Origin of the sequence: Bombella pollinis, assembly GCF_026385485.1 — a bacterium.
GTDB lineage: Bacteria > Pseudomonadota > Alphaproteobacteria > Acetobacterales > Acetobacteraceae > Bombella > Bombella pollinis.
This window is the reverse complement of the sequence record NZ_JANIDX010000001.1, coordinates 375,563-395,839: the sequence shown is the minus strand read 5'-3', so window position 1 is coordinate 395,839 and position 20,277 is coordinate 375,563. Positions and strand designations below refer to the sequence as shown.

The following is a 20,277-nucleotide window of genomic DNA, read 5'->3' as shown; positions in this document are numbered from 1 at the left end:
GGACTCCACGCGTTACGTCCAATCCCCTGCCACACTCACCAGCATTTTTCTCTTTTACGGGCTGATAAAAAGTTATCCACTATATCCCCGTTTTCCTGAACGCTTATGCCCGTTATCCCCCTCTAAGGATGGTTTCCTCCTCACTGCTTCATGACTAGACTCGTCATCATGAAAGCGCATCTTCACTGGAATGGCGTTCATATGAGAACGCTTCAAATAAGCATAGACTCGGACAGCTCTAACCTGCGTTCGGTGACCGTTCCCTCTGTGTGGAGTGATGATGCCGCTCAGGCACTCATCCAGCTCACCCCGGCAGAAGGCGGGCCTATCCGCCTCGCAAGTGAAGCCGCGCGCTGGGTGGACCTTATTGATTCTACACCGCTCTTACCCCACACCCCCCAAGGGACCCCACCGGCGGGGCGGAGCTTATCGTATCTGCTTTTAATGCAGCAAATGGCCCCCAATGCTGCCCTATGGCGCAATGACCCTGACGGACAACCGGGCTTTATTGTAAGGCTCTCCGGCTTTGTGCAGGATGGTCTTTTTGCAACTGAACATTTTGCCGCTTGCCTTAAATTAGCCTGCGATAGCTTGCGCCGGTTAGACGCAGCGCAGCGGCCTTATCGCAGTGGGGAACTTCCCCTCTTTGATGATCCTGCCCCTGCTCACCATGATGATGGGCCTGTCGGGCTAATCTTATTGAGCGACCTTGATGCCTGCCTTGCCGCCCTTGGTATGGAATATGACAGCACAGAAGGGCGTGATTTTGCCAAAGCGATAAGCCATCTTACGCAGCTCATTGCCCGTGCTGGCACAGCAAAACCGGCTAAGGCCTTCCACTGCCCTCATCATCCAGAAATTGAGAAGACCGCTATCGCCATCACTAGCGCACTACAGAGCGTAACCACCCTCAGCCCTATCGAGACGGGCTTTTCTAGCCCCGGCATGGTTGATGCTCTACTTGATGTCGAAGCCTGCGGCTTAGGGCCAATTTTCTCCCTTGTTACGCAACACGGCACATTGCGAGCCTCAACTCTCAACCGCCTCGCCCATAAGGGCCTCTCCCCAGAGGCCGCTTTAGCCCTCACATTGGAGGGACAAAGCCCACTTCATCCCGCCGGTGCGGAAGCTCATGCACAGATGCATGAAGCTGTTATGCCTTTTTGCGATTATCTTCCTGCTCTGCCTGAGCCAGAAATAGATGACCTAAAAGACAAGCTAGGCCGTGGCGTCCGCCGCCCCTTACCCATGCGGCAAGGCGGCTTTAGCCAGCGCACCTCCATTGGCGGGCATCGCCTTTTTATGCGGACCAGCGAGTTTGAAGATGGCAGCCTCGCCGCCCTATCCCTCGCTCCCCCACGGGAAAGCCCCATGGCACGCGGCCTGATGGAGTGCTTCAGCCAAGCCGTGAGTATTGGCCTGCAATGCGGTGTACCTTTAGAAATGTTTGTCGAGCAATTTGCTTATTCTCGCTTCGGTGCGTGCGGTACCGTTGAAGGCGATGATGTGGCCCGCTATGCGACCTCTATGCTAGATTATGCCTTCCGTGCGTTATCGGATGCGTATCTTGGTCATCATATGCCTGATGCTCCAGCGGACTCTAACGATAAACAACAAGAGCCGCCCATGCTTCCTTTTGGGCCAGATGAGCATAAAACATCCTCTCGCACAAAAAACCAAAGGTTGCGACTTGTTAGCTAAGGGTTGTTTTTTCACTATAATTTAGTAGCCCTTCGCTCAGTGGGCAGGAGGGATGCGCTCAGGTCGTTGACATCAGCCTCATGCCCTGTCTAGCTACTTTGTGTCCATCGCAATGATGCAGGACATTTTGGGGTATTGTAGCGTGAGCAACCACGACACAACCAGATACAGCCAGTTCAATGAGCGTCTTGCTCATATGGAGCAAAAGCTGACCCCAAAAAATACCCCCCGAAAAACTGCCGCCTTGTCCGAAGATTCTGCATTAGGAATGGCCTTCCGTATTGCAAGTGATCTCGTGGCTGGTGTTGCCGTTGGTCTGGGCATTGGTTATGAACTTGACCGATGGACAGGATGTAAGCCTGCGTTTATGATTGGCTTTGCTATGCTTGGCATGGCAGCCGGCTTGCGGAATGTCTGGCGTGTTGTGAATGTTACAGATGCCCCTCAGAATAGGGCACAAGAAAACGGGAGAGACCAGCGTGGCCAGCGGATCGAAGATTGACGCGCTCGGACAGTTTGAACTGCATCCGATTTTGGGTTCTTTCGGTGAGGCACTGCGGTTATCCCAGTCCCCGCTATTTATGGTAATCTCCGCCGCTGTGGTGCTTACGTTCCTCTATGTTGGGATGAAGCCAAAAGCCGTGGTGCCTGGTCGCCTACAAGCCGCCGCAGAGGTGAGTTACGACTTCATCCACGGTTTGGCCGTTGATACTATCGGGGAGGCGGGAACGCGCTTTTTCCCCTTTGTGTTTGCCTTATTCTTCTTCATTCTGACGGGGAATTACATCGGCCTACTGCCGTTCTCCTTTACCTTCACCAGCCATATTGTTGTTACGCTGGCTATGGCAATGGCGGTGTTTATCCTTTGCATCATCACATCTTTGCGTGTGCAGGGGCTAAACTTCTTCAAGCACTTCATGCCGGAGGGTGCGCCCATTGCCCTCTCCCCTTTGCTTGTACCGATTGAGATTCTCTCCTACATCTCCCGGCCCATCAGCCTGTCCATTCGTCTTTTTGCGAATATGGTAGCAGGGCATGTGCTGTTGGAGGTTTTTGCAAGTTTTACGATCATGCTTGCCGGTCTTGGCGTTGTCGGCGATGTGCTGGCAATTACCCCTGTTGTTCTCAACATCGCTTTGACGGCACTTGAGCTGCTGGTAGGGCTTCTACAGGCTTATGTTTTTGCCATCCTTACCTGCATTTACCTGCGTGAGGCTGTCGCCCATTAATGGGCTGGCAGTGCCTGCGTTTCTCTTTGTCCTGTCCTTATAAAGGAAGCTGAACCATGGATCTTCTTCATCCCGCTCGTGAGATTGGTGCTGGTCTTGCCGTGATTGCTCTTGCCGGTGTTGGTGCTGGTATCGGTAACATCTTTGCTGCGCTGGTAAACTCTATCGCTCGCAACCCGGCGTCTCGCCCGCATGTGTTTGGCCTGGGTATGCTTGGCTTTGCCTTGACAGAGGCTATTGCCCTCTTTGCCCTGCTGATCGCCTTCCTTATCCTTTTCGTCTGAGGGCAAGACCGATGCGCCTTACGCCTCGTTTCCTCCTGTCTGCCGCCGCCCCCCTTGCGGCCTTACCGGGCCGGGCCGTGGCGGAAGGCATGCCCCAGCTCCACTTTAACGACCCTTATGTGCAGGGCCAGGTGCTCTGGGGTGCCATCATCTTCTTCATCTTCTATCTGCTTCTAAGCCGCTCTGCTTTGCCACGGGTTGCTAATGTGCTGAAGGCGCGTGACCAACGCATCAAGAGCGATCTTGACCTTGCCCGCCGCGCTAAGCAAGATGCTGACAAAGCCCAAAAAGAGCTCCATGAAGCACGCGATAAAGCTTTTGATGATGCTCACGCTATCATTCAAGAGATTCGCGATACAGCTAAGAAGAACATTCAGCATGAGGTTAGCGAGACACTTGCTCGCCTTAATACTGAAATCCGTGATGCGGAGACCCGCATTGCACAATCGCGCACCAAGGCCCTCAATCATGTTAGTGGCATCGCTACAAATACCGCCACAACTCTTATTGAACGCCTCATTGGTAAAGCCGATCATCACTCTGTAGCCTCTGCTATAGAGCGCGCTCATACTGCAGGAGGTGAGCATGTTTCATGAACCCCGTTTTTGGTCATCTCTCGCTTTCGTTCTGTTCTTCGTCATCTTTGGGCGTAAGCTCTGGAAAACCATAGCCTCTAAGCTTGATGAACGCGCAGATGAGATCCGCAAGGATTTGGATGAGGCAACACGCCTCCGCCGTGAAGCTGAGCAAATGCTTGAGGATTCCAAACGCGACCTAAAGCACGCTCAAGAGGAAGCCCAACAGCTCATCACATCCTCCAAGCTAGAGGCACAGCGTCTGCGCGCCCAAGCTGAGCGTGATGTTGATGATATGGTGGCCCGCCATGAGAAACTTGCTCGCGAGCGCATTCATATTGCAGAGCAAGCCGCCCTGCGTGACATTCGTGAGCAAGCCGCGGCCCTCGCGCTTGCTGCTGCAAAGGATGTCCTCCAAAAAGACCTCGCGGCAGATTCCTCCCTTGCTCATAAACTCATCACTGATGGGCTAAAGCAACTGCCGCAAGCCCTTAATGACAAGGCTGCATGACCAGCACACTGACAGCCAGTAAGCCACATAATCCCTTGCTGGCTGTCGTCATTACCGTTTTTAACGAGAGCGATAATATCCTCCCCGTATGTGAGGAACTCTGCACAGTTTTAACGGACCTCCCTCCAGCGGAGGTTATCATTGTTGATGACGGTAGCACCGATACAACACAGCAAAAGCTGCTAGAGGCTAAAGTACACCTCCTCCCCCAGTTGCGGATTATCGTTCATCCCACGCGTATGGGAAAATCCGCCGCACTCCGCTCCGCTATTCGTGCCGCGCATGCGCCGTGGATTGCCACAATGGATGGTGATGGGCAGGACAATCCCGCTTTCATCCAAACCATGCTGGCTGCGCGCCACACTTATGAGACAACCCATGGGGTGAAAAGCCCAGCCCCGCTCATTGTTGGGGTCCGCCGGAAAAGGCGTGATTCCTTCTCTCGCCGCTTTGCGACCCGGCTTGCAAACACCCTTCGTCAACATCTTCTACACGACCATTGCCCCGATACCGGCGGGCCGCTAAAGCTCTTTCAACGCGACCTTTTCCTTACCCTTCCCCATTTTGAGGGGCTTCATCGTTTTTTACCTGCTTTAATGCAAAGCTATGGTGCCCCGCTCATTTGTATAGAAACACAACATCGCGCAAGACTGCATGGGCACTCTAAATATAATAATATGAATCGTGCCCTCGTTGGTATTTTCGACCTTTTGGGTGTTCTCTGGCTGCAAAAACGGACACGCCCTCTCCCACCGTTAAGCGAGCGATAAGCCTCTCTCTGTATCCTTCCCCCTTTGCAAGCCTGCCTTTTATGACCCTCTCATCCCGTCATTATATTGTGCTTGGCTTGTTAGCCTTTTTACTCGCTCTGCCAGGGCGGCTTAGCCTCCCCCCGCTAGACCGGGACGAGCCACGCTATATGCAAGCTACCGCGCAGATGCTGGCAACGGGTAACTTCCTCGATATTCGCTTCCAAGACCAGCCTCGCTATCATCAGCCTGCTGGCATCTATTGGTTAGAGGCCGGTGCTGTTAAAATCACAGAGTTCATCACGCATGATACAACCCTGCGCCATCACACTTGGCCGTATCGTCTGCCCAGCCTCGTAGCATCTATTTTAAGTACACTCCTCACCGCATGGATTGGCGCGCGCCTCTTTGGGCCAAAAACGGGGCTGCTCGCTGCTGGCTTTCTATTGGTGACGCCTCTCTTTGCCGCAGAAAGCCGAATGGCCACGATTGATAGCGTCCTTTTGCTAGATATTCTGTGCTTGCAAGCCCTCCTCCTCCGGCATTTTGAAGATGCACGCGCCCATATAAAAACACCTTGCGGCTACAGCATCCTTTATTGGTGCGCCCTTGGCATGGGGTTGATGCTCAAAGGCCCCATCGTTCTCATCCCTAGCTTTGGGACACTCCTCGCCCTTTGTTTGGCCACACGCACCCTTACCCTCTGGCGGCATTTACGGCCCGCTTGGGGATGGATAATCAGTGCGTTAATCGTTTTGCCATGGTGTATAAGCATTGCTTTTGTCAGCCATGGGGAGTTCTTCCGCCGTGCTGTAGGCCATAATCTGCTCGGTAAAATCACCAGTGGACAAGAAGCACATGGCTTTCCTCCCGGTTATTACCTTCTGCTTGTCTCGCTCGCATGCTGGCCATGTGCCCTTTATGCCCTCCGCGCCTTACCCACCCTTTGGCAGAAACGAAAAGAGCCGGAGCTTCTCTTTCTCCTCTGCTGGATTATCCCTCATTGGCTGTTTTTTGAGTGCCTCGCGACTAAACTCCCCCATTATGTTCTGCCCACCTATCCCGCCATTGCCATTCTCACAGCCGCTAGCTTGCTCAACTGGCCATGCACCCCACTGCGTACCCTCTGGGCCAAAATAGGGGTCGGGATTTATGCAACCCTTTGGTTAAGTATAGGGCTGCTGCTCTCTGCTGCGGTGCCTTTGCTCCTTTACGCTATGGAAGGGCACTTCTTTACCGATAGCTTCATCCCCCTTTATGGTAGCCTCCCGCTCCTCATCGCCACGGGGTGGTTTATCTACCAACAAAAATGGCGAGAAGGGGCCTTTTGCTCCCTTGGTGCCGCGTTGTTAAGTGAGATGGGGCTTTTCTTATGCCTAATCCCCCACCTTACCAGCATCCAACTTTCGCCTCGTATAGCCCATAGTTTTGAGCAACTTCGCCCCTGCCAAGAAAGCCCCCTGCTCTCCCCATCCTATAAAGAGCCAAGTCTCATCTTTTTAACTGGCGGGGCGACACGCATCCTACCCACCATAGCCGCTGCTCAAGCCTTACATGAAGATGCACATTGTGCCCTCGCCCTGATAGACCAACGCGATGAAGCAGAGTTTCTGCACGCTTTAAAACAACAAGGAGAAAGCGCAATTCTTTATGATCAATTTGAGGGGCTGAATTACTCTAATGGCCGGAAAATGCATCTGCGACTTTATGCCGCACATGAGTAATTCCCTTTCTAAAAACCTCTTGAAATATAGAAATAATCTTACAGCATACCCTCTCCCGCCCCCTCGCTTTTCTTACATTTATGTTATAGGGTTTTCATTATGAGACGCTTTATTGGCATAACGATGTCGCATCCTACCCAACGCCCCACAGTAAGGGCACAGCAAGGACTGGCCTTATGCCTGTGACGGAAATGCGAGCCGCTACCTCCTCTCCTGCACCCTCTTGGGCCCTCCAAGAGAGCAAGGGGCGTTTGTGCCTCGCCCTCAAGGGCACATGGAACATCCAAACGCAGAATGGCATAAACTTCCCACAAGATAGCTTCGCCTCTGTTGCCTCTATTGCAGATAAGACAGTAACGGTTGATGTCACGGGCCTCCAGAATTGGGATGTCAGCCTCATCGCCTTTTTATGGGACGTTAAAAAAGCGGCGTGTCAGGCCTCTCTTACCTTGGATGAGCAAACACTCCCAGATTCCGCACAGCGTTTGCTCGCTTTATTGCCAGATAAACCCGCTGAGGTTACCCCTCATCAAGAGCATCATGAGGGCTTCCTCTCTCGTGTCGGGGGTAAATGCCTGAACAATCTTAATGAGATTGGCACAATGGCGACCCTTACGATGGATGTCTTCCGGGGGGCCATGCAGGCCTTCCGCGGTAAGAGTGCCATGCGCCTAAAAGACCTCCTCGTTGATGTCTGGAATGCCGGTCCCTCCGCTTTGTTAATTGTCAGTATCGTTAACTTCCTTGTTGGGGCTATTTTAGCCTTTGTTGGGCTGATTGAACTGCGTAAGTTCGCTGCGGAGATTTATGTCACCAACCTCGTAGGGATTGCCTCCGCACGTGAGATTTCCGCCATCATGACGGCCATCATCATGGCAGGGCGTACCGGCGGGGCTTATGCGGCACGCATCTCTACCATGTTGGGGAATGAGGAGATCGATGCTCTCCAAGTGACGGGCATCCCCGTTTCGGGCTATATTTTACTGCCCTCCATCCTCTCGCTCGTCATTATGATGCCGCTGCTTTACCTCTATGGTACGATGGTCTCCATCTTTGGCGGCTTTGTTGTCGCTATGGGCATGATGGATATTTCCCCCATTGGGTACTGGCTCGCGACATTCGATGGTGTTGAGATTAGCCAGTTTGTTTTTGGGTTCATCAAATCTCTTTTCTTTGCCGCTTTTATCGCTCTTGCCGCTTGCCGTGTCGGCCTTAAAGCAGGCCGTAGCGCGGCTGATGTTGGTATCGCCGCCACACGCGCTGTTGTGATTGGGATTGTGGGCATCATCGCCTTGGATGCTGTATTCGCCGTTATTGCTAATGCTGTCGGGATTTGATTGATGTCTGAGCAAGAAACACTTATCTCCGTCCGCGATTTGCAATTATCCTTCGGCCCAAAGATCATCCAACAGAATGTTTCGTTCGACCTTAAACGCGGATCTATCTTTGCGGTTATGGGTGGATCCGGTTGCGGCAAGAGCACACTTCTCCGCAGTATTGTAGGCTTGCTCCGCCCTACAGCAGGGCAGATCATGGTTGGAGGAGAAGATTACTGGGCTCAGCCTGATGACCGCCGTACAGCGATTAACCGCCGCTATGGTGTTCTCTTCCAAAGTGGTGCGCTATGGAGCTCCATGACAGTGGGCGAGAATGTTGCCCTCCCGTTAGAAATGTTTACATCCCTCAGCCAAGCCGAAATTACCGAGCTTGTCAGGCTCAAGCTCGGCCTTGTTGGGATGGAACATGCGATAGACCTTTTCCCTTATGAAATATCAGGCGGTATGTGCAAGCGTGCAGGCCTTGCTCGTGCTATCGCCTTAGAGCCTGATATTTTATTCTTTGACGAGCCCTCAGCAGGGTTAGACCCCATCACATCGGCGCGTTTGGATGACCTCATCCTCAGCCTCCGTGATGGGCTTGGTGCGACAATCGTCATTGTAAGTCACGAGCTACCCAGCCTTCTTACAATTGCTGATGACGGCATCTTCTTAGATGCAAAAACGCATAGGCCCATCACCCATGGCTCGCCGCGTGCGCTCCTTGATTGTACTATTCCGGAGGTGACAGCCTTCATGCATCGCTCTGCCACCATCCCCTCCCAGACAGAACAGAAGGCCGAACAGCATGTCTGATACCACAAACAAAAAAACCCAAATCGGCGCGTTTGTGATCCTTGGCAGCGTGCTGCTTATCTTTATCATTATGGCGTTTGGCCATATGCGCTTATTTTCCTCTACAAAGGAGGTCGCGCTGGTCTTCCAAAACTCCATCTCTGGTCTCTCTGTCGGTGCCCCTGTAAACTTCCGTGGGGTGAAGGTTGGGTCGGTGAAAAGCATCACCCTCCATTTCGACCCACAGGATAAGAAGGCCTATATCCCTGTTATTATCACGTTAGAGCCTAGCCAAATGCATGTTGTCCACGATATGCCGGACCATACCCGCATTAAGTTCCAAGAGATGATTGATAATGGGCTACGCGCTGGGTTGAATCTGCAAAGTTTAGTTACTGGGCAGTCCGATATTGAGTTGGATTTTGATAAATCTGTCCCGGCTGTATTTCATCCTCGGATTACAAATCTACCGGAAATCCCCGTGCGTCTATCAACTATGGAGAAGCTGAAAAACACATTAGAGCAGATTCCCATCAAGGATATTAGCGAGCATGCTGATACGGCCATTCTGTCCATCACCGCACTGAGCGACACTCTGCGCCAGAAACTACCGCCCTTGATTGATAGCGTCAAAACAACCTCCGACCATGCACAAGATACCGTTCTCGCTGCCACTGAGACCATCAAGGACCTTCATGCGCGCCTTGATGATACCTTGCTGAAGATGAACCAGCTCCTTGATGCGGGCACAGGTGAACTTAACCAGCGCGGGAAGGACCTTCATATGACGCTCGTCTCAGCCACTAAGACGCTGGATTCCCTGCAAGATATCCTCTCCGAACGCTCTGCTGATCGTGCTAATTTGGATGCCGCCCTGCGTGATATTGCTGTCACAGCGGCCTCGCTTCGCGGTTTTGCAAGCGATGTAGAACGCAACCCGCAACTCCTACTGATGGGACGCAAGCCATGATGTTTCCTTTCCGCCGCACTGCTCTTGCTCTCTTGGGGGGCTGCGCTCTCCTTACTGGCTGCGCTTCTCCTGCTTTGCGCCTCTACACATTGGGGATTCCTGCTCATAGTGACGATAAGTCATTTCGGGTTCCCCCTAATGCAACTATCGTGGCGATTGATCGCGTGGTCATACCCGATTATTTGGACTGCCAAGATATTATCTCCCGTAATGGAGAAGAAATTCGCCGCAGCCAAAACGCCCGCTGGGTTACGCGCCTTTCCCTTGGGGTGACCGACCTCATCACAAACGAGATCGCCGCAACCCAACCGCATATGCTCTTTACAGATCAACCTTTGATCGAAGCAGCTAATATGCGCGTGATGGTTGCGATTTCGGAGTTTGATGTCGATGTGAATCATCACGCCGTATTAAACGCCCATTGGGCGATTGTCCCTCATGATTCAACAAAACCCATCACACAGAATATTGTCCATCTCTCCGCAGAAGGCCCCGCGAATACTGATGCCGATATCGCAGCCCTGATGCGTAACCTTGTGGTGCAGTTAGCGGATCATATTTCTCGCTCTATCCCCACAACACCATAATAGTTTTATCCCCCCTTCTCATGCGTGCTTTGCCCATATGCACAATATAAGAAGGGGGGTTTTTACACCCTGATATCCTCTTAAACACACAGCTTTTAAAGGGGGAAATCATGGTGGAGCTAAGGGGATTCGAACCCCTGGCCTCCTCATTGCGAACGAGGCGCTCTCCCAACTGAGCTATAGCCCCATGATGTCTGCCCTATAAACACCATGTAGGCTCTTACCTGTCAAGGTAAAAGCGTATAAATAAGCCACACGGTTATAGAAACCCCGCCTTTCATTCGCTTTCATATCGTCAGACTTAGCAAAGCCTGCTACATAGGGGATTATACCTAATTCGTATCAGGGACATCACCTTTTATGACTGCTGCTAATCTTTATATGTTTATCGTCAATCTTATTTTGATGGTGCTGGATATTTATACATGGATCATCCTTGCTTATTGCTTCGCCACAATGGCCATCAACTTTGACGTTATTGACCCCCGCTCCAACCGATTTATACAAGCCCTTACCGAGATGCTTGCACGTTTGGTGGAGCCTGTATTACAACCCATTCGTAATATCCTCCCCCCTACAGGGATAATGGATTTCTCACCGTTAGTGCTATTACTTACTATCCAATATGCTCCCCACTTTATCTTTAAAACGATCTTCAAATTAGTATTCTTAACACATGCCTAATACAAAAAACCCCTCGTCCCTTTAAAGGAGACGAGGGGAAAAAAGCCCGCTCTAACAAACTTAGCTCTTAGAAGACGGCGAACACCGCAACCTGTGGGGAAATAGAACGAGACGTATTATGCCCTGCCACCGGTAAAATCACACCAACGATTCCCCCGATGCTTGACGTCCAGTTATATTCAATACCCGGGCCTACGTTAAATGCACCGGACCAACCTGTCCGATAATGGATATTTTTATTCGTATAACGGTTATATCCATTTACCGAATTAGACGTGGACCAAACATGGTAAAGGTCTAAAGCAAAGACCCATTTTTTTGTAATCCCCAGCTCTACAGAGCCACCTTCATTCCCATATGGGCCAGCATGGCCGCGGCCTGTAAAGCCTTTCTCTGTCCCATAGCTCGTAATGTTCCGCAATTTTGTACTGGCCACGGGGTGACGCACCTGCGCCCAAAGACGCACACGCATCGCATGCTTAAAGAAGGGGAGCGCAAACTGGCTATGCACACCGTAACGCAACGCCCAAACACCTTGCCCCACACCCTCTGATGCATTGGAGAGGTTTTTATAATCCCCTGTTGGAGTATTCACACCAAAATAAAGCGTGATGGATGGCGTATAATGTGGCGTTAAACGGTACTGAAACTCCACCGGCAGGTCATTAAACTTCAAACCGGAATGTTTCTGGTGGTCACCCCAGCTATAGCTATAAGTCGGCAATAAATAGAGCGACAGATGGTCGGTAATCCCGTATTTTGCCAAGGAGAACTGACTAATAGAGTGCTGTCCCCCCGCCCCTTTGCGGGTATTTAAGTGACCATTGGAATCAAACGCACCAGCAGGCAAACCAGCCGCCACATACGGCTCCACCGCAATCATCCCCGGGGCAGGCAAAGCGGGAGAAGGGGAGTAAAGCGAGCCCGTATACCACTGCTCTGGCAATGGTTTAGAGGCTGGTTTTTCAGCAACCTGCACAACGGGCGGCTTGGGCGTTGCGGCTTGTGTCGCCACTGTAGGCGTTGATGTTGACGCTGTTTTGTCTGCTTTTTTAACAGACTTCACCTTCGCTTTATCATCAGACATGGTGCTAACACTATTAGTCCCCGCTGCATCTGCAGCATAGAGTTGCGCAGTGGCACCATAGGTACCTGCAACGAGGCTGGAGAGAAGGGCTGCGTAACGCACGGACTTCTTCATAGCGATGCACCATCAAAAATTGTTGATGCGAAAACATTACGACAGCAAAAAGATACTTTGCAATAGTGTAATGAGAAATATTTATATCTGAAACATATTCCATTTGTTTTATCTATGCCCCCTTAAAAAGAAAAGCACACAGAATAACACACCGTAATATACTGTTTTTAAAAGATTCTAAGTGGCCGTCCCGCCGATGGTCAGCCCGCTCACTTTTATCATCGGCTGCCCCACACCAACAGGCACACCCTGCCCCGCCTTACCGCATGTCCCTATACCGGGGTCTAATGCCATCTCTGGCCCAATCATGCTGATTTGCTGCATGACATCGGCACCACTACCAATCAAAGTAGCACCACGCACAGGGGCTGTAATGCGCCCCTCCTCAATCATATAAGCCTCTGATGCCGCAAAGACGAACTTGCCGGAGGTAATATCAACCTGCCCACCGCCAAAATTACGCGCATAAAGCCCTCTTTTAGTGGAGCGAATCATCTCCTCCTCCGAGGCCTGACCGCCTGCCATGATGGTGTTGGTCATACGCGGCATAGGCGCATGCGCATAAGATTGACGCCGCCCATTGCCCGTCGGGGCAACACCCGTCAAACGAGCATTAAGCCGATCCTGCATATAACCTTGCAGAATACCATCCTCAATCAACATAGTGCGCCTTGTCGGGGTGCCTTCATCATCCATCATTAACGACCCCCGGCGTTCTGGCAATGTCCCATCATCCAACACCGTAACGCCCGGCGCAGCAATGCGCTGGCCCACACAGCCGGAGAAAACGGATGTCCCTTTCCGGTTGAAATCCCCTTCCAACCCATGGCCTACGGCCTCATGCAACAAAATACCGGGCCAGCCCGCCCCTAACACCACGGGCATCTCCCCCGCTGGGGCTGCAACGGCCTCCAGATTCACCAAAGCCTCCCGCAAGGCTTCTTGCGTCATCGCTTGCCAACAAGATGGTGCCATCAAACGGGCCAGCGCATAACGGCCACCTTGGCCCATACGCCCACTTTCTCGCCGTCCCCCTTGCTCCACCATCACGGAAATATCCAACCGCACAAGCGGGCGAATATCCACCAACGGGCCAGTCTCCCCACGGCACAAAGCCTCAGGGCGAAGAATCCGTACGACCTGCCATTGCGTGTTCAATGTGGCATTTACTTGCACGACCCGGCCATCTAGCCCACGGCCATACGCGTCAATCTCGCGCAATAAATCTGCCCGCTGGGTAAAGCGGCTCCCCTCTAGCGGATGTGTCCCGCTATACAGGGCTATTGCATGCCATCTATCCGCCCCTGATACAGTGCCTTGCGGAGCAGAGTTGGTGGGTGGTAACGCCGCAACCTCTATATGACGGAACCCTTCTGCCGCACGTTGTAATGAGTCCATCCCCAAAAGGTCCGAGTGGGAAAAAAGGGTCTGACTCCCCACAACGCCACGCAACCCAAAACCAGAAGATTGCGTAAAGCCAACATTCCGCAATAAGCCATTCTCCAGCCCAAGCGTTTCATCCTCACGATATTCGAGGAACAATTCCCCATCATCCATGCCGGCAAGACTATGGGTGAGTTGTTTGTTCACGTCATCGTGATTCCATGAAGAACCATCATGAAAAAACAAAGAGTCGGATATTTGTAGGGGTGAGATGATAGACATGACCACCAGATGGGCTTTTTAGCCCGAAAATGCAAATCCTATCAGAAAAAGGAGCCAGCTCGTCTTATAAAAGGAAGTTTATGTGCAAGCACTCGACAGATGGCTCATTGTCCCGTAATCGTTTTGGTATCAGTCCAAAATATGCGAGGCACGCAGCCATGGCAAAAAAATCAGCATCTACTCCTTCTGCACAACGCCCTTCCCCTCAAAAAGCCGCTATCCAGCGCGTTTTTGAGTTGATTGAAGAGCATGGCATTGAGTTTGTCGATCTCCGCTTTACCGACACAAAGGGCAAATGGCAGCACACCACGCAGACTGTCCGCACCATTGAAGAAGATACATTTACAGATGGCTTCATGTTTGATGGCTCCTCCATCCAAGGGTGGAAGGCCATCAATGAGTCCGACATGGTCCTCCTCCCTGACCCTGAGACCGCTGTGGTGGACCCTTTCTCTGCCCGCCCTCAGCTCATTCTCATCTGCGATATTATCGACCCTAAAACCAACGGCTATTACAACCGCGACCCACGCGCGACAGCAAAACAAGCGGAAGAATACCTCAAAAAAAGCGGCCTTGGGGATACCGCCTTCTTTGGCCCGGAGGCAGAGTTCTTCATCTTTGATAGTGTCCGCTTTGGTACGGGGGAGAATTACGGCTCCTACCACCTCGACAGCATCGAGGGGCCAGAAGCTTCCATGAAAGATTATCCTGAAGGGAATATGGGCCATCGCCCTGCCCGTAAAGGCGGTTATTTCCCTGTTCCGCCTGTGGATAATGAGAGCGACCTGCGCGCCGAAATGCTCGCTACAATGGGTGAGATGGGCTTACCGATTGAAAAGCATCATCACGAAGTCGCCCGCAGCCAGCATGAATTAGGCACGGCTTTTGCAACGCTTGTTAAATCTGCTGACTTTATGCAGATTTACAAATATTGCGTGCATAATGTGGCTCATTCCTACGGCAAAACAGCAACCTTTATGCCAAAGCCTATCTATGGTGATAACGGCACAGGTATGCATGTTCATCAATCCGTTTGGAAAGATGGTAAGCCGCTTTTTGCTGGTAACCGCTATGCTGACCTCTCTGATGAAGCTTTGTATTACATCGGTGGGATTATCAAACATGCCAAGGCTCTTAATGCCTTTACCAATCCTTCCACCAACTCTTACAAGCGCCTGATCCCGGGCTTTGAGGCCCCTGTGCTGCTGGCTTATTCCTCTGCTAACCGTTCGGCTTCTTGTCGTATCCCTTATGCGACAAGCCCCAAAGCAAAACGTGTGGAGGTTCGCTTCCCCGACCCAACAGCGAACCCTTACCTCGCCTTTAGTGCCATGCTGATGGCAGGCTTGGATGGTATCCGCAATAAAATCCATCCGGGTGAAGCGATGGATAAAGACCTCTACGAGCTTCCCCCTGAGGAGCTGAACATGATCCCAACGGTCTGCGGCTCCCTGCGTGAAGCTTTGGAAGCCTTGAAGACCGACCACGCCTTCTTGCTGGAAGGGGATGTCTTCACCAAAGATCAGATTGAGAGCTACATCACCCTCAAGATGCAAGATGTGTATCGCTTTGAGCATACACCTCACCCTGTTGAGTTTGAGATGTATTACTCCGTCTAATATAACGAACGTACTGCTCTGCCACCTCTGGCAGAGCAAGCTCATAAAAAACCGCCCGCTCTATAACAGAACGGGCGGTTTTTATAAAATGACGCTGGTACGTTTAGTCCGACTTACTATGTATGCGTCACGCCACTCTCACTCACATCCCACAGCCATGCCGCACCGCGCACGCCAGAGCTATCACCATGGCGGTTCTGCACAATTGGGGTTGTGCAAGGTGACGTAATAACATGACGCGGCAGCAATTTCGGCACACGCTCATAAATGCAGGCTAAGTTAGACACCCCACCACCCAACACAATTACATCTGGGTCTAGGAAGTTCACAGCCTGTGCACAGGCCCGCGCAAAACGGTCCATATAGAGGTCTAATGCGCGAATCGCGGCCTCATCACCATTACGCGCGGCTTCCTCAATCCCATTAGGGGAGCGATTGCCTTCGCCTTTCCACTCCGCCCCAAGGACCGGGCCACAAAGATAACGCTCCTGACACCCCTCATTCCCGCAGAAGCATTTCCGCATCGGGAAATCTTCTTGCTTAGCCCATGGCAGAGGAATATGGCCCCATTCCCCAGCAATATGATGCCGCCCGGGGAGAATACGGCCATTAGCAACAATGCCCCCACCCATGCCGGTGCCAATAATTACACCCAGCACTGTAGCATAGCCTTCTCCCGCGCCATCGGCCGCTTCGGAAAGGGCAAAACAATTCGCATCATTTTCCACCCGCACAGGGCGGCCAAGGCTTTCCTCCACATCCCGCTTAAAGGGATGGTTGTTCAGCCATGTTGCGTTGGAGTTCCGCACAAGCCCTGTCTCTGGGGACATCGAGCCGGGGATACCAATGCCCAACGTGGAGGTTAGTTGCGTCCCCGTAATACGATGAGCAGGAACACAACCAATCTGCTCATCCGCTTTACGAACTAAATCCCGGATGGCCTCAATGGCCTTATCATAGACGCCGGGATTAGGAATACGCTCGCGCAATACCTCCTGCCCTTTGCGGTCCAACGCCAGGATCTCGATTTTCGTGCCACCAAAATCAATGCCCAAACGATAATCAGCCATTGAGTTACACTCCTTATTCTGCCGTTTATGCGGCGGGATGCAGCGGTACTTGGCGGATGACTTCCAGCTCTGCACCATGTTCCTTAGCGAAAGCCGCTAACACGCCGAAATGCTCTGTCGCGAGATGCGCCTCGAAGCCTTCTTGGCTGGCCCAAATCTCGCTCACAGTAAAGCGACCTTCATTCTCAGCATCACGCGCAATTTCGTAACGCTTGCAGGCTTTCTCTTGCAGGGAGTGCTTCGCACATTCCTGCACAACTTTTTCCAGATCTGCCGCTTTGCCCTTATCAATTGTCGCTAATGCCAGAATATGAACAGCCTCGCTCATACCACATCTCCTTAACCATCTTATAAGCTCCCAAGCCGGATGCTTAGGGCCGCAGCAGGACCGGAGAGACCCCTCCCCGCCTGCTATTGCCGAGCCTCACCCAAAAAAGGCATGGCGTAAAGCCCTATTAAGGAAAAGGAGCTAGATTTAATACGGCTAGAGGGTCACCGCTCCGCAAGGGGGACAAAAGGCAGAGCCGCCACTGTGATAGGCTGCATGGTACCATCATCCATTTTGGCAAAAATCTGACTACCCACCTCAACATGAGCCGGTGTGACATAGCCCATGCCAATCATGACCCGTAATGTCGGGCTTAAACAGCTTGAGGTAACACGGCCAATACGGTCCTGCCCTTCAGCATCAGAGAAAATCTCCGCCCCATTAGGGAGGGATGTTTCATCACTCGGCTTTAACCCTACGCGCTGGCGATAAATCCCATGCTCTAATTGCCCTGCGATAGTCTCCGCACCGGGGTAGCCTCCTGCGCGCTCACCACCGGGCCTACGACATTGTGCAATATTATTGGCAAGTGCGGCCTCTACCGGAGAGGTCGTTTTATCAATATCCGTCCCATAGAGGCATAACCCTGCCTCCAAACGTAACGTATTACGCGCCAGCATACCGGCAGGCTCTAGCTCTGGATGCTCCAAAAGACGGCGTGCAAAAGCTTCTGCGAGATTTGCTGGCAGACAAATATCAAACCCATCCATCCCCGTATAGCCAAAGCGCGCAACCGTAATGGTCCCATTTTCCCACGGCATATCATGGCAATCACGATACTTCATGGCAGTAATGGCACTTACCCCTAGAACAGCCCCCAACACATCTGCTGCTTTTGGGCCTTGTAGGCTCACCATCGCCCGGTCGAACTCACGGCTTACTTTGCAATCCTCACCAAGGGCATTCTCAATATAATCCGCATTGCTTTCGCGATTGCGCCCATTGAGGATGAGTAAAAAATCATCCTCTTGCCGGGAGATAACAAGGTCATCTCGGATGCCGCCTTGGTCTGTTGTGAGGAGACCATAGAGCATCCGGCCTTTTTCCATCCCTATAACATTGGTTGGCAAAAGCTGCTCTAAGGCCTCAGCCACAATGGCGAGATTCCCCTCCTTAGAGCGCACACGCAACTGCCCCAAAAAGGAAATATCAAACAAACTAGCCTGTTTGCGCGTATGGAGGTGCTCTACCTCAGCCCCGGAGGGATATTGTGCTGGCAATTCGTACCCATCAAACCCATCCATCTGAGCTTTAAGCTCCTCATGGAGTGCCCGAAGGGGGCTAGGTTGTATTGTCTCATCCATCATGTCTATCTTTATTCCTGCAAGACAGGGAAAAGCGGCACTTTGCCAGCTTCCCCCCTCTCTGACAATCTCACTCCGCTGTAAGAGCGGCCAAAATATCGGGGGCCATACTGACACTCTGCGCCTTTGTGGGGAAGGAGCCTTCCTCCACCTGCTTTACATAATGAGATAAAGCCCCAACCATCTGCGCCCCAATTTCTGCAAAACGATGCGCATGACGAGGCGATTTCCCCTCGAATAGCCCTAGCACATCATGCCAGACTTGAACCTGCCCATCGCACCCCGCACCAGCCCCAATGCCGATTGTGGGAATACGCACCTCTTTAGAGACTAAAGCCGCTAAATCTGCCGGGATAACCTCCAGCACAATCCCAAAAGCACCAGCCTCCTCTAACGCACGCGCATCATCAAGTAATTTACGCGCCGCCTGCACCTCTTTTGCCTGAGCGCGCAAGCCGATTTGATGTTGCGCTTGTGGCGTAAGCCCCAAATGGCCCATCACCGGCACGCCCATTGCTGTTAAACGCCGCACTATCGGGGCAATCTCACGCCCGCCCTCCAATTTAAGGGCTTGGCCGCCCCCCTCTTGCATAACGCGCCGTGCTGCATCCACCGCATCTTGCTCTGTCGCGTAAGACAGAAAAGGCAAATCCACCACCACAAGGGCTTTACGGCTCCCGCGCATGACCATGCGGGCATGATAAATCATATCCTCTACACGCACAGGTAAGGTTGTGTCCTGCCCTTGCATAACCATGCCGAGGGAATCCCCTACCAAAATAGCCGGCACGCCCGCTTGCTCCGCAATTAAAGCCGAGGCGTAATCATAGGCCGTCACCATGGCGATGGGCCGGCCTTCATCCTTCATCTTCTGGAAGTCCGCAAGTGTCATCCGGCGCATGGTAGGGGTCCTTCTCTATACCATTATGAGCGTAGGAGGTTTTGGGCGATATAAGGCGGAAGGCTGAAAGAGGCAATATGCACCTCTGGCGTCCAATACTGGCAGCTTTCCGCAATCTCGCTTTCTTGCGCTCTTTTTTGTAACGTCGCTAGCTCTAACTTATGCGGTGCGGTGCCCTTTTTAGCCATCCCAAGGGTCATAAAACCACCAACATAAGTCGGCACTGCCGCAAGATAGGCCGTTACATGCGGGAAGAACTTCGCCCGCCGTGCTGTGGTCTCCCGCAGCTCATCCGCCTGTTGGAAGGGCACACCGCATTGATTCACGATAATCCCTTCATCTGAGAGGATGCGCGCGCAATTCTTATAAAAATCATCCGTAAAGAGTACATCACCCACGCCGATAGGGTCTGTACTATCAACGATGATGACATCAAACGCCCCATCATCAGCTTTTTTGACGTAATCAATCCCATCACCCACGATGACATCAGCCCGCGGGTCATCCCACGCATCCTTGCCGAACATAGGCAGGTGTTGTTTGGAAAGTTCAATCACATCGCCATCAATCTCCACCATGACGGCTTTTTCCACCGTTTTATGTTGGAGGACACGGCGCAACACCCCGCCATCACCTGCGCCGATGATTAAAACGCGCTTAGGGTGCGGATGCATGAAAAGTGGCACATGAGCCAACATTTCCTGATAAATAAACTCGTCACGCTCGGTAATTTGGATGATGCCATCCAACACCAAAACACGGCCGTGGCTGCTGCTCTCAAAGATACGAATATCTTGGAAAGGCGAGCGTTTATGCACAAGCTCTTTCACCACTTTAAAGCGTTGGCCCCAATCAGGATACAAAGCCTCGTTAAACCACGCCTCGGAAGATATGCCAGAAGACACGGCCCATCCTTTCATCATGTCATCACCTAGCCATGGATGCGTGCCCACAATAAGTACGCTCATAGCCAGCTATGCCCCGCTGCCTTACAAAATGCAGGGACCTATAACCTTTTATTATAGGGAAATTGGGAAGACGCCTAAACCCCTTCCCCGCTCGGC

21 protein-coding genes and 1 tRNA gene are annotated in these 20,277 nt (G+C 52.1%); 14 read left to right on the top strand and 8 right to left on the bottom strand.

The annotated features are described in order from the left end of the window. Positions 1 to 252: 252 nt before the first annotated feature. From NQF89_RS01875 to NQF89_RS01820, 12 genes are all read left to right on the top strand, one after another. Positions 253 to 1,701: a TSCPD domain-containing protein gene (locus NQF89_RS01875; RefSeq protein WP_266137362.1), complete on the top strand. Its 1,449-nt coding sequence runs from the start codon at positions 253 to 255 to the stop codon at positions 1,699 to 1,701. Between the two features lie 142 nt (positions 1,702 to 1,843). Beyond that, positions 1,844 to 2,203, top strand: a complete 360-nt coding sequence (locus NQF89_RS01870) for an AtpZ/AtpI family protein (RefSeq protein WP_196424551.1) — start codon at positions 1,844 to 1,846, stop codon at positions 2,201 to 2,203. Then, on the top strand, positions 2,181 to 2,930 hold the full coding sequence (locus NQF89_RS01865) for a F0F1 ATP synthase subunit A (protein WP_266137361.1): 750 nt from the start codon (positions 2,181 to 2,183) through the stop codon (positions 2,928 to 2,930). Before NQF89_RS01870 ends, NQF89_RS01865 begins: the two co-directional genes overlap by 23 nt. 56 nt (positions 2,931 to 2,986) lie before the next feature. Beyond that, positions 2,987 to 3,214 (top strand): ATP synthase subunit C family protein, encoded by a 228-nt coding sequence (locus NQF89_RS01860; RefSeq protein ID WP_018979931.1) that lies wholly within the window; start codon positions 2,987 to 2,989, stop codon positions 3,212 to 3,214. Between the two features lie 11 nt (positions 3,215 to 3,225). Next, positions 3,226 to 3,810, top strand: a complete 585-nt coding sequence (locus NQF89_RS01855) for a F0F1 ATP synthase subunit B family protein (RefSeq protein ID WP_155572480.1) — start codon at positions 3,226 to 3,228, stop codon at positions 3,808 to 3,810. Continuing rightward, positions 3,800 to 4,300 carry a F0F1 ATP synthase subunit B family protein gene (locus tag NQF89_RS01850; RefSeq protein WP_155572481.1) on the top strand — a complete coding sequence of 167 codons (501 nt, stop codon included), beginning with the start codon at positions 3,800 to 3,802 and terminating at the stop codon, positions 4,298 to 4,300. Before NQF89_RS01855 ends, NQF89_RS01850 begins: the two co-directional genes overlap by 11 nt. Continuing rightward, positions 4,297 to 5,070: a glycosyltransferase family 2 protein gene (locus tag NQF89_RS01845; RefSeq protein WP_155572482.1), complete on the top strand. Its 774-nt coding sequence runs from the start codon at positions 4,297 to 4,299 to the stop codon at positions 5,068 to 5,070. The genes NQF89_RS01850 and NQF89_RS01845 overlap by 4 nt, the downstream gene beginning before the upstream one ends. Before the next feature lie 41 nt (positions 5,071 to 5,111). Beyond that, a complete protein-coding gene (locus NQF89_RS01840; protein WP_266137360.1) occupies positions 5,112 to 6,773 on the top strand; it encodes an ArnT family glycosyltransferase in 1,662 nt (553 codons plus the stop codon). 176 nt (positions 6,774 to 6,949) lie between these two features. After that, positions 6,950 to 8,110 (top strand): MlaE family ABC transporter permease, encoded by a 1,161-nt coding sequence (locus tag NQF89_RS01835; protein ID WP_155572484.1) that lies wholly within the window; start codon positions 6,950 to 6,952, stop codon positions 8,108 to 8,110. 3 nt (positions 8,111 to 8,113) lie between these two features. Then, entirely contained in the window at positions 8,114 to 8,905 is a 792-nt protein-coding gene (locus NQF89_RS01830) for an ABC transporter ATP-binding protein (protein WP_370513392.1), read from the top strand. Beyond that, positions 8,898 to 9,854, top strand: a complete 957-nt coding sequence (locus NQF89_RS01825) for an MlaD family protein (RefSeq protein ID WP_266137359.1) — start codon at positions 8,898 to 8,900, stop codon at positions 9,852 to 9,854. The genes NQF89_RS01830 and NQF89_RS01825 overlap by 8 nt, the downstream gene beginning before the upstream one ends. Next, positions 9,851 to 10,441: a PqiC family protein gene (locus NQF89_RS01820; RefSeq protein WP_155572487.1), complete on the top strand. Its 591-nt coding sequence runs from the start codon at positions 9,851 to 9,853 to the stop codon at positions 10,439 to 10,441. Before NQF89_RS01825 ends, NQF89_RS01820 begins: the two co-directional genes overlap by 4 nt. Before the next feature lie 111 nt (positions 10,442 to 10,552). On the opposite strand, the gene NQF89_RS01815 is transcribed toward NQF89_RS01820, so the two are convergent. Then, positions 10,553 to 10,628 (bottom strand) — tRNA-Ala (locus NQF89_RS01815). A 173-nt stretch (positions 10,629 to 10,801) separates the two neighbouring features. On the opposite strand from NQF89_RS01815, the gene NQF89_RS01810 reads away from it, so the two are divergent. Beyond that, entirely contained in the window at positions 10,802 to 11,125 is a 324-nt protein-coding gene (locus NQF89_RS01810) for a YggT family protein (RefSeq protein WP_230873360.1), read from the top strand. Positions 11,126 to 11,192: 67 nt separating this feature from the next. On the opposite strand, the gene NQF89_RS01805 is transcribed toward NQF89_RS01810, so the two are convergent. Both NQF89_RS01805 and tldD read right to left on the bottom strand, forming a co-directional pair. Further along, positions 11,193 to 12,326, bottom strand: a complete 1,134-nt coding sequence (locus NQF89_RS01805; RefSeq protein WP_230873359.1) for a hypothetical protein — start codon at positions 12,324 to 12,326, stop codon at positions 11,193 to 11,195. A 177-nt stretch (positions 12,327 to 12,503) separates the two neighbouring features. Then, entirely contained in the window at positions 12,504 to 13,991 is a 1,488-nt protein-coding gene (gene tldD, locus NQF89_RS01800) for a metalloprotease TldD (protein ID WP_407652335.1), read from the bottom strand. A 158-nt stretch (positions 13,992 to 14,149) separates the two neighbouring features. Between tldD and glnA the strand changes: the two genes are divergently transcribed. Continuing rightward, positions 14,150 to 15,610, top strand: coding sequence for a type I glutamate--ammonia ligase (gene glnA / locus NQF89_RS01795; RefSeq protein ID WP_155572489.1), 1,461 nt, complete (start codon positions 14,150 to 14,152; stop codon positions 15,608 to 15,610). Positions 15,611 to 15,726: 116 nt separating this feature from the next. Here the strand turns inward: glnA and NQF89_RS01790 are convergent, their stop codons facing one another. From NQF89_RS01790 to speE, 5 genes are all read right to left on the bottom strand, one after another. Continuing rightward, a complete protein-coding gene (locus tag NQF89_RS01790; protein ID WP_155572490.1) occupies positions 15,727 to 16,680 on the bottom strand; it encodes an ROK family protein in 954 nt (317 codons plus the stop codon). Between the two features lie 25 nt (positions 16,681 to 16,705). Further along, a complete protein-coding gene (locus NQF89_RS01785; RefSeq protein ID WP_155572491.1) occupies positions 16,706 to 17,008 on the bottom strand; it encodes a putative quinol monooxygenase in 303 nt (100 codons plus the stop codon). Between the two features lie 164 nt (positions 17,009 to 17,172). Then, the gene (gene gcvT, locus NQF89_RS01780; RefSeq protein ID WP_155572492.1) at positions 17,173 to 18,315 is read right to left on the bottom strand and encodes a glycine cleavage system aminomethyltransferase GcvT; all 1,143 of its coding nucleotides are present in this window, start codon (positions 18,313 to 18,315) and stop codon (positions 17,173 to 17,175) included. Between the two features lie 67 nt (positions 18,316 to 18,382). Beyond that, positions 18,383 to 19,213, bottom strand: coding sequence for a 3-methyl-2-oxobutanoate hydroxymethyltransferase (gene panB, locus NQF89_RS01775; protein ID WP_155572493.1), 831 nt, complete (start codon positions 19,211 to 19,213; stop codon positions 18,383 to 18,385). A 23-nt stretch (positions 19,214 to 19,236) separates the two neighbouring features. Continuing rightward, positions 19,237 to 20,133 carry a polyamine aminopropyltransferase gene (gene speE / locus NQF89_RS01770; protein ID WP_266137384.1) on the bottom strand — a complete coding sequence of 299 codons (897 nt, stop codon included), beginning with the start codon at positions 20,131 to 20,133 and terminating at the stop codon, positions 19,237 to 19,239. Between the last annotated feature and the right edge of the window lie 144 nt (positions 20,134 to 20,277).